Annotated in this window: 9 protein-coding genes; 6 read left to right on the top strand and 3 right to left on the bottom strand. The window is 72.5% G+C overall.

The annotated features are described in order from the left end of the window. Positions 1 to 103: 103 nt before the first annotated feature. A complete protein-coding gene (locus tag ABZ877_RS39490; RefSeq protein WP_361081497.1) occupies positions 104 to 385 on the bottom strand; it encodes an Lrp/AsnC ligand binding domain-containing protein in 282 nt (93 codons plus the stop codon). Next, on the bottom strand, positions 382 to 1,125 hold the full coding sequence (locus ABZ877_RS39485; protein ID WP_361081494.1) for a rhomboid family intramembrane serine protease: 744 nt from the start codon (positions 1,123 to 1,125) through the stop codon (positions 382 to 384). The genes ABZ877_RS39490 and ABZ877_RS39485 overlap by 4 nt, the downstream gene beginning before the upstream one ends. A gap of 101 nt (positions 1,126 to 1,226) precedes the next feature. Between ABZ877_RS39485 and ABZ877_RS39480 the strand changes: the two genes are divergently transcribed. From ABZ877_RS39480 to ABZ877_RS39460, 5 genes are all read left to right on the top strand, one after another. Further along, complete coding sequence (locus ABZ877_RS39480; RefSeq protein ID WP_361081491.1) at positions 1,227 to 1,466, top strand: hypothetical protein; 240 nt, start codon at positions 1,227 to 1,229, stop codon at positions 1,464 to 1,466. A gap of 32 nt (positions 1,467 to 1,498) precedes the next feature. Beyond that, a complete protein-coding gene (locus tag ABZ877_RS39475; RefSeq protein ID WP_361081488.1) occupies positions 1,499 to 2,857 on the top strand; it encodes an NYN domain-containing protein in 1,359 nt (452 codons plus the stop codon). A 292-nt stretch (positions 2,858 to 3,149) separates the two neighbouring features. Further along, on the top strand, positions 3,150 to 4,175 hold the full coding sequence (locus ABZ877_RS39470; RefSeq protein WP_361081485.1) for an NlpC/P60 family protein: 1,026 nt from the start codon (positions 3,150 to 3,152) through the stop codon (positions 4,173 to 4,175). Between the two features lie 241 nt (positions 4,176 to 4,416). Then, a complete protein-coding gene (locus ABZ877_RS39465) occupies positions 4,417 to 5,451 on the top strand; it encodes an NlpC/P60 family protein (protein WP_361081482.1) in 1,035 nt (344 codons plus the stop codon). Positions 5,452 to 5,504: 53 nt separating this feature from the next. Then, on the top strand, positions 5,505 to 6,719 hold the full coding sequence (locus ABZ877_RS39460) for a hypothetical protein (protein ID WP_361081480.1): 1,215 nt from the start codon (positions 5,505 to 5,507) through the stop codon (positions 6,717 to 6,719). Here ABZ877_RS39460 and ABZ877_RS39455 read toward each other — a convergent pair. Next, on the bottom strand, positions 6,716 to 7,975 hold the full coding sequence (locus tag ABZ877_RS39455) for a glycosyltransferase 87 family protein (protein WP_361081477.1): 1,260 nt from the start codon (positions 7,973 to 7,975) through the stop codon (positions 6,716 to 6,718). The two genes, ABZ877_RS39460 and ABZ877_RS39455, sit on opposite strands and share 4 nt — an antisense overlap. 92 nt (positions 7,976 to 8,067) lie before the next feature. On the opposite strand from ABZ877_RS39455, the gene ABZ877_RS39450 reads away from it, so the two are divergent. Continuing rightward, entirely contained in the window at positions 8,068 to 9,216 is a 1,149-nt protein-coding gene (locus tag ABZ877_RS39450) for a glycosyltransferase family 4 protein (RefSeq protein ID WP_361081474.1), read from the top strand. The last annotated feature ends 113 nt before the right edge of the window (positions 9,217 to 9,329 follow it).

The raw sequence follows: 9,329 nt of genomic DNA, 5'->3' as shown, positions 1-9,329 counted from the left end.
AGCGGCGTACCGGTCGAGATGTCCTCACCGGTGACCTGCTTCCAGGCCGTCCGCGGCTTTCGTCGTGGCTGGTCGCGCAGTTCCCCGCGCCCCTGGCGGGGTCTTAGCTGTCTAGCCCGATGGAGAAGGCGGCCTCCAGATCGTGCTGGGAGTACGTGCGGAAAGCCACATGCGTGTCGGTGCCTTCGACGCCCGGGATCTTGCTGATCCTGCCGGGGATCACTTCGGCAAGATCATCGTGCCGGGCCACCCGAACCATGGCGATCAAGTCATACGTGCCGGTGACGGAGAAGACCTCACTGACGGAGTCGAGCGCCGCGATCGACTCGGCGATCTCGGGGATCCGGTCCACGCTGGTCTTGATGAGCACGATCGCGGTGATCACGGCTGGCTGTCTCCCTCGGTGGCCGTGGCTGGGGCTGCCTTCACCTTAGCCCGGCCCCGGTAGCGCACCCACGCCCACAGGAACCCGAGCGAGAAGCCGATCAGGTGGGCGAGGTAGGCGACCCCGGGCCCCTGGCTGTCCTGGTAGGCGGCGGCCCATTGCAGCGCGACCCAGAACGGGAGCACCACCCACGCCGGGAAGCGCAGCGGCAGGAAGAGCAGGAAGGGAAAGACGCTCGTCACGCGCGCGTCGGGGAACAGGAAGAGGAAGGCGCCGAGCACCGCCGAGATCGCCCCCGAGGCGCCGACGAGGGTCTGTTCGGAGCCCGCGTGCGCGATGGCGTACCCGAGGAGCGCCAGGTAGCCGCTGGTCAGGTAGAAGAGCGCGTACGGCAGGTGGCCCATGCGCTCCTCGGCCATCGCCCCGAACACGTACAGGAAGAGCATGTTGCCGAGGAGGTGGACCCAGCTGCCGTGGACGAAGAGGGCCGTGGCCGGGGTGAGGGCGGCGCGGGGCGATCCCGTGAGGAGTTCGGCGGGCAGGACGCCCCAGCGTTCGAAGTAGGCGGCCTGGGCCGTGAGCAGACGGTCGCCGGTGCCGTAGGAGGGGTTGAGTCCGGACGACGGGGAGAGCACGAAGGTCACGCAGCAGACGGCGATGAGCCCGTACGTGACCGGGGCCGGGTGTCCTCTGAGGAAAGCGGTCGCTCTGCCGATCGCGCCGCGTCCGTTGCCGATCATGAAGGAGAGCATGACGCAAGGCGGGGAGCGGGCGGTGCACGGCAGGCCGTAGGGTTACGGGCAATAAAGCAAGCATCACGCACCACGGAGGCGACAGTCCGATGACGGTTCCCCTGCCGACCGCCACCACCCGCTGGCGCTGCACGCTGTGCGGCAATCTCACGCGGTTCGACGTGACCCGCTCCTCGCAGGTCGTGGAGTACGTGCACCTGGACCTGGCGGGCGAGCCCAAGGTCGAGGAGCGCGACGTGGTCAGTGAGACGATCGAGTCGGTCCGCTGCCGCTGGTGCAACGCGGTCGACCAGGTGGAACTCGTGGACAGGCCGGGCGCCGACTCCTGAGGGAGCGGCCCACAGCGACTTTGGGGTGACGGATGGTGGAGAGCACGGGCGGGGAGGCCGGGCATGCCGAGCAGCCTGCCGCCGAGGTGCTCGACCGGCCGTTGCCCGAGGGCGTGCGGCGGCGGGTCGTGCAGATCGTCTCCGACGGCTTCGGCGGCCTCATGGTCGGCGAGCTGCCCCCGCAGTTGCGCCAGTACGCGCGTTTCACCCCGACCCGGCGGATGAAGTTCGCCGGGAACGCGATGGCCGCCGCCGTGGAGAGCGAGACGCTGTTCCGCCAGCGGATCGCCGAGCGGTTCCGCGAGGCCCAGCCCGAGCTGTGCCAGGCGCTGGAGGCGGGGTCGCCGCCGCCCGCCGCCGACCCGCTGGACGTGGCCGCGGCCGCGTACGTGCTGCGCCCCACGGGCTGGGTGAAGCTGGTCGCCGCCGCCGGTGAGGAGGCCCAGCGCGCCGACGCCGAGCGGATCGACGAGGAGACCCGGGCCGAACTCCAGTCCTTGCGCGAGCGGCTCGCCGAGGCGCAGGCCCAGACCAAGGCCGAGACCGAGCGGCTGCGCGCCGAGCTGGACGCGGCCCGGCGCGAGACCGACGCCGTGCACCGCAAGCTGCGCGCCGCGCTCAGTGACGTGAAGCGCGGGGAGGCCGCCGTCCGCAAGGCGCAGGCCGAGACCGACGCCGTACGGGCCGAGGGGCAGGCGCAGGTCTCCGCCGCCGAGAGCGAGGCGCGGCGGCTCAAGGCGCGGCTCGGCGAGGTCGAGGCGAACCTGGAGGCGTCGCGCCGGGCGGCCCGCGAAGGGCGCAGCGTCGAGGACATGCGCGTACGGCTGCTGCTCGACACGGTCCTGGAGGCCGCTCAGGGGCTGCGCAGGGAGCTGGCCCTCCCGCCGGTCTCCGTGCGGCCCGCGGACTCCGTGGACGCCGTGGAGCCGGGCCGGATGACGCCGAAGGACATCGCGGCGCGCGCCCTGCACGAGCACGACCCGGCCATCCTCGACCAACTGCTCGCGCTGCCGCAGGCCCATCTCGTGGTCGACGGGTACAACGTGACCAAGACGGGCTATCCCACGATGCCCCTGGAGAAGCAGCGGCTGCGGCTCCTCGGCTCCCTCTCCCAGCTTGCTGCGCAGACCGGCGCCGAGGTGACCTGTGTCTTCGACGGCGCGGAGCTGGCCGCGCCCGTGCTGCTCGCGCCGCCGCGCGGGGTCCGGGTGCTGTTCTCGAAGGCGGGAGTCACCGCTGACGAATTGATTCGGCAGCTGGTGCGGGCCGAGCCGCCGGGCCGGCCGGTCATCGTCGTCTCGACGGACCGTGAGGTCGCCGACGGTGTCGCGAAGGCGGGCGCGCGTCCGGTCGCGTCGGTCATGCTCCTGAAGCGCCTCTCGCGCGGTTGACACCCTCACGTCCCATACGTCACACCCGTAACGTCGGTGCCGTATGCCCGAATTGGCGAAACCTTCACGCAACGTAGGGTCAAACTGTCATCACCGCACGTGAGTTGAGCGGTAAGAACCTGGTGAGCGAACGAGATTTTGCTCGTCAGGATTTGAACTGATCACAAGAACATCACTATGGTCAGGCCTCGAACCTCCACTCGGGTGATCACTCACATGAGGTGTGTGACAGTGGAGGGGAACCGCCCACCGGGTGTCTGTGGGCGGCTGGAGGAAGAAGGAGCTCGCCTCCGTGGCGTCCCACCGTCGACCCAAGCAGCCGAGCCGCACCCGCGTGACCGTGCTCACCGCGACCGCCGCCGCTGCCGTGGCTCTCACTTCTCAGGCGGCCAACGCCGCTCCCAAGGCCGACAAGGCCGAGGTCAAGGCCAAGGTCGACAAGCTCTACGAAGAGGCGGAGAAGGCGACCGACCTCTACAACGGGGCCAAGGAGAAGCAGCAGAAGCTCGAGAAGGAGATCGGCGAGCTCCAGGACAAGGTCGCCCGCGGCCAGGAGGACCTCAACGAGCTGCGCACGGGCCTCGGTTCGCTCGCCAGCCAGCAGTACCGCTCCGGCGGCATCGACCCCTCCGTCCAGCTCTTCCTCTCCGCCGACCCGGACGACTACCTCGACAAGGCGTCCACGATCGACTCCCTCAGCGCCCAGCAGTTGCAGTCGCTGAAGAAGGTCCAGGACAAGCAGCGCACCCTCGCCCAGGAGCGCGCCGAGGCGTCCGAGAAGCTCAAGGACCTCGCCGACACCCGCACCGAGCTCGGCAAGAAGAAGCAGCAGGTCCAGAGCAAGCTCGGCGCCGCGCAGAAGCTGCTCAACACGCTGACCGCGCAGGAGCGGCAGGAGATGGCCAAGGAGGACGCCCGCGCCAGCCGCAGCTCCTCCAGCCGTGTCGAACTCGGCAACGAGGCGCCCGCCTCCCAGCGCGGTGCCGCCGCCCTCGCCGCCGCCGCCACCCAGATCGGCAAGCCCTACGTCTCCGGCGGCACGGGCCCCAACTCCTACGACTGCTCGGGCCTCACCCAGTGGGCGTACAACCAGGCCGGTGTCGGCATCACCCGCACCACCTACACCCAGCAGAACGACGGTCCCAAGATCGGCATGAGCCAGCTCAAGCCCGGTGACCTCGTCTTCTTCAACAGCCTCGCGCACGTCGGCCTGTACGCGGGCAACGGGCAGGTGCTGCACGCCCCGCACCCCGGCGCCGTCGTCCGCTACGAGTCGATGAGCACGATCGGCTCGTTCCAGTTCGGCGTCCGCATCTGAGCCTCTTTTCGGCCCGCGCGAAGCCCCTCGAAAACGCGCCCGTTCGGGCGAATTCAGGTTCCCTCCGCTGACCCCACGCCCCGCCCATGACCTGCGTCATAGGCGGGGCGTCGCGTTGTGCGCCCCCGGACGGTCGTTGGCCGGACGGTGACCGCACGGCTACTGTCGGCGCGCATTCCCCGATCACGGGGTTCGTCAGCGCTCCGTCAGCGCATCGCCAGCGGAAGGGAAACGGCTGCCTGTGGGGTCCCATCGCCGCACCGCGCACCCCGGTCCTACGGGTCTCGACCGGAACACCCGCGCAACCGTCCTGACCGTGGCCGCCGCGTCGGCCGCCGCCGCCCTCGGCGCGGTCCCCGCGGACGCCACGCCCCAGGACCGGCCCGCCGACACCAAGGCGGAGGTGGACCGCCTGTACGAGCAGGCGGAGAGCGCCACCGAGGCGTACAACAAGGCCGACGAGCGGGCCGGCAGGCTCCGCGCCGAACTGCGCGCCGTACAGGACCAGGTGGCCCGCGGCCAGGACCGGATCAACCGGATGCGCCACGCGCTCGGCATGGTCGCGGGCGCCCAGTACCGCTCCGGCGGCATGGACCCCTCGCTCGCCCTGCTGTTCTCCTCCGACCCGGAGAGCTACCTCGACCGGGCCGGCACCATCGACCGGATCAGCGCCCGCCAGGCCGGCGAACTGACCGAACTCCAGGACGCGCAGCGCGAACTGGCGCAGAAGCGCGCCGAGGCCCGCCGCACCCTCGCCGCACTGCTCCAGAGCCGCAAGACCGTGGCACGGCACAAGCGGGCCGTCGAGTCGAAGCTGTCCACGGCGCGGCGACTGCTCAACTCCATGAAGGCCGACGACCGCGCCGCCTACGAGCGTGCCTCGCGCGGCGGCGAACGCCCCGACCTCGCGGGCGCGGGCCCGGCCTCCTCCTCCCGCGCCGCCGCCGCGCTCGCCGCCGCCCAGTCCGCGCTCGGCAAGCCGTACATCTGGGGCGCCAACGGCCCCTCCGGCTTCGACTGCTCCGGGCTGATGCAGTGGTCCTACGGGCAGGCCGGGGTCGGCCTGCCGCGCACCTCGCAGGCCCAGCGGTACGCCGGGCGGCAGGTGCCGCTCTCCCAGGCGCGCCCCGGTGACCTCGTCGCCTACGGCTCCGACGCCCACCACATCGCCATCTACGCGGGCAACGGCCAGGTCATCCACGCGCCCTACCCGGGCGCCCCCGTGCGCTACGACCCCGTCGGCATGATGCCGGTCTCCTCGGTGACCCGGGTCTGAAGACGGGCCCCGAGCCCCGCCGCACCCGCCCGGCACGCCGTACGATCGGGAAGATGGCTGGTCGACGGCGTGCGGTGAGCAGGGCGGGGTGGTTCGTCCCCCTCGGCGCCCTGCTCCTGGGCCTGGCCGGGTGCGGTACGGACAGCGCGCCCACCGACACGCGTACGGCCGCCGTGCAGCAGGTCCTCGACCGCCGGGCCGCCGCCGTCCTGCACAAGGACTCCGCCGCCTACCGGGCGACCGGGGGCGCCGACCCGTATCTGCTCCTCGACCTCGCCGCCGTCCCGCTGGACTCCTGGACGTACAAGGTGACGCGGCTCGCCTCCCTCGGCGGATCGGGCTCGCGCGTCAGCGCCTCCGCCGAGCTGCGCTACCGCATCGACGGGTACGACGAGGCGCCGGTCGTCGCCGAGCGGACGCTGACCCTGAAGCGGCAGGACGGGCGCTGGCGGGTCGTGGACGACGAGCCCGCCGAGAAGACCGGGCAGCAGCTCTGGGAGCAGGGCCGGGTCACGGCGGTCAAGGGCGCGCACAGCCTCGTGCTCGGCGTCGGGCAGCAGCGCTCGGTCCTCGCGTCGTACGCCGGGATCGCCGACGACGCCGTGCCCGCGGTGACCGATGCCTGGGGACCCGGCTGGGCGCGCAAGGTCGTCGTCCTCGTCCCCAGGAGCCTGGAGGGCATGGGCGGGCTCCTCGGCTCGCCCGCCTCCGCCTACCAGGGCATCGCCGCGGTCACCACGGGCGAGGCGGGCGGCTCGGGCAGCGCGCCCGCGGACCGGGTGATCATCAACCCGGAGGCGTACGGCGTGCTCGGCGCCTTCGGCAAGCAGGTGGTGCTCACCCACGAGACCGCGCACGTGGCGACCCGCGCCGAGACCTCACCGGCGACCCCGCTGTGGCTGTCGGAGGGGTACGCGGACTGGACCGGCTACCGCGACACCGGCCGCACCGCCGGACAGGCCGCACCCGAGCTCCAGCGGGCCGTGCAGGAGGGCACACCGCCCGCCACGCTGCCCGACGACGCCGACTTCGGCTTCACCGGCGACTCCAGCAAGCTCGCGCAGGCGTACGAGTCCGGATGGCTGGCCTGCCGAATGATCGCCGAGCGGTGGGGCGAGGCGAAGCTCAACGCGTTCTACCGGGCCGTCGGCGAGCACCGGCAGCGGGCGGGCGCCGTGGAGAGCGCCCTGCAGAACGTGCTGGGGATCGACGAGAAGGACTTCACGGCGCGCTGGCGGACCTACGTCCGTACCGCGCTCGCCGGTTAGGAAGGCGGGGAGGAAGGCGCCGCGTCGCCCAGCTCCGCGTGGGCCGGCTGCGCCGGGAGCGCCGCACGCGCGGCCCGGCCGGGATCGGTCACCGTCGCCCGCCACAGGTGCTGGCAGGCGGTCAGGGTGGCGGCGACCAGGAGGCCGTTGCGGAGCAGCAGGAGGGTCAGGCCCAGGGAATCACTGGCCACCACATGTGCGAACCAGACCGGGAACTCCAGGAACGTCACCAGGGTCGCGGCCAGCACCAGCCCCACCGGCACCGCCATCCGGCTGTCACGGAACAGCAGGCACACCGCCGCGAGCGCCACCAGCCACAACATGTACTGCGGGCTGATCACCCGGCTCGTCGTCGTGAAGAGGAGCACCGCCGTCAGCGCCGCGTCGGCGGTCGTGGCCGGCCGCCACGACCGCGCCCGCAGCCGCCACAGCACCAGCCAGCCCAACGCGGCCCCCGTCAGCACCTGCGCGAGCGCGCTGACCACGTCCACGTACGGGCCGAGGAACTCCACCGAGCCGTAGTTCAGCTGCACCGTCCCCGACCAGCCGAACCGCCGCGCCACATGGAAGACGAGCGAACCCAGCGACTCGACCTCCGTGCCCCGGTCCCGCTGGAACGTCAGGAACGCGAACGCGCCCGGCATGGCGACGGCGAACGCCACCGCCAGCCCGCCCGCCGTCAGCGCCGCCGCGCCCCACGCCTCCCGCGTCGCCCGGCCGCGCCGGACACCGAGCAGCAGCAGCGCGGGCCACACCTTCAGCATCGCGCCGACCGCCGCCACCACCCCCGCCGCCCTCGGGTGCCTCACCGCCGCGAGCAACGCCGCGACCGCGACCGCGGCGACCATCACGTCGTAGCGCGCGTACACCGTCTGCCCGAGCAGCGGCAGACCCGCCACCCACACCCACAGGCCCCGCCGCGCCATGCCGCCCCGCTCCGTCGCGTACAGGAGCATCAGGAGGACCACCGCGTCCGCGAGGAACGCGAGCAGGAAGAACGCCGACGGGTACGACAGGAACGGCAGCAGCGCCGGGGAGAGGAGCGCGGCCGCCGCGGCCGGCGGGTACTGCCAGGTGACGTCGTCCAGCGGGAACGTGCCCGTGCGCAGGACGTCGTACCAGCCCTGGTAGATCACGGACACGTCACTCGTCACGTCCGGGCCCGGCACCACCACGACCTTGAAGACGCACAGCAGCAACAGCGTCCTGGTGAGGGCCCACACGGCGAGGGCCGCCACGGGATTTCGCGTCTTCATCCGACCCATCATGCCGGGCGCCACTGTGCTGTGGCCATGGAGGCGGACGGCGTGGCGTACGCGCGCCGGGCGGTTCGGTACTGTCGGCGGCGATGCACCACAACAAGACGCTCGTCGTGACCAATGACTTCCCGCCCCGGCCCGGCGGCATCCAGGCGTTCCTGCACAACATGGCGCTGCGCCTGGACCCCGAACGCCTCGTCGTCTACGCCTCCACGTGGAAGCGGGGCCGGGAGGGCGCCGAGGCGACCGCCGCGTTCGACGCCGAGCAGCCGTTCACCGTCGTACGCGACCCCACGACGATGCTGCTGCCGACCCCCCGCGTCACCCGGCGCGCGGCCGGGCTGCTGCGCGAGCACGGCTGTACGTCGGTGTGGTTCGGGGCCGCCGCGCCGCTCGGCCTCATGGCGCCCGCCCTGCGCCGGGCCGGGGCGCGGCGGATCGTCGCGACGACGCACGGGCACGAGGCGGGATGGGCCCAACTCCCCGCGTCCCGGGGCCTGTTGAGGCGGATCGGGGAGTCCACGGACACGATCACCTATCTCGGCGAGTACACGCGCTCGCGCATCGCGGCGGCGCTGACGCCCGCGGCCGCCGAGCGCATGGTGCAACTGCCGCCCGGCGTCGACGAGAAGACGTTCCACCCGGGGTCGGGAGGGGACGCCGTCCGGGCTCGGCTCGGGCTCACGGACCGGCCCGTCGTGGTGTGCGTGTCGCGGCTCGTCCCGCGCAAGGGGCAGGACACGTTGATCCTCGCGATGCCGCGGATCCTGGCCGCCGTGCCGGACGCGGTGCTGCTCATCGTCGGGGGCGGGCCGTACGAGAAGGAGCTGCGGGAACTGGCGCGGTCCACCGGGGTCGACGGCTCGGTCCGCTTCACGGGGGCCGTGCCGTGGAGTGAGCTGCCCGCGCACTACGGCGCCGGTGACGTGTTCGCCATGCCGTGCCGGACGCGGCGCGGGGGGCTGGACGTCGAGGGGCTCGGAATCGTGTACCTGGAGGCGTCCGCGACGGGGCTGCCGGTGGTCGCCGGTGACTCCGGGGGCGCGCCTGACGCGGTGCTCGACGGGGAGACGGGGTGGGTCGTCCGCGGGGGCGTCCCTGAGGATGCGGCGGACCGGATCGTGGCGCTGTTGCTGGACCCCGAGTTGCGGAGGGCGATGGGGGAGCGGGGGCGGGCCTGGGTCGAGGAGAGGTGGCGGTGGGATCTGCTGGCGGAGAGGTTGAGGGAGTTGCTGTAGTGCTCCGGGTGCGGCGCCGTGGTGGCTGGTCGCGCAGTTCCCCGCGCCCCTGAGGTGCGCACTTCGTGCGCCACCTCAGACGCGCGTCCACGTGGGCGCCCTCTGAGGCGCGG

The organism is Streptomyces sp. NPDC046939 (genome assembly GCF_040644575.1).
Classification (GTDB): domain Bacteria; phylum Actinomycetota; class Actinomycetes; order Streptomycetales; family Streptomycetaceae; genus Streptomyces.
This window is presented reverse-complemented; position numbering and strand designations above follow the sequence as displayed.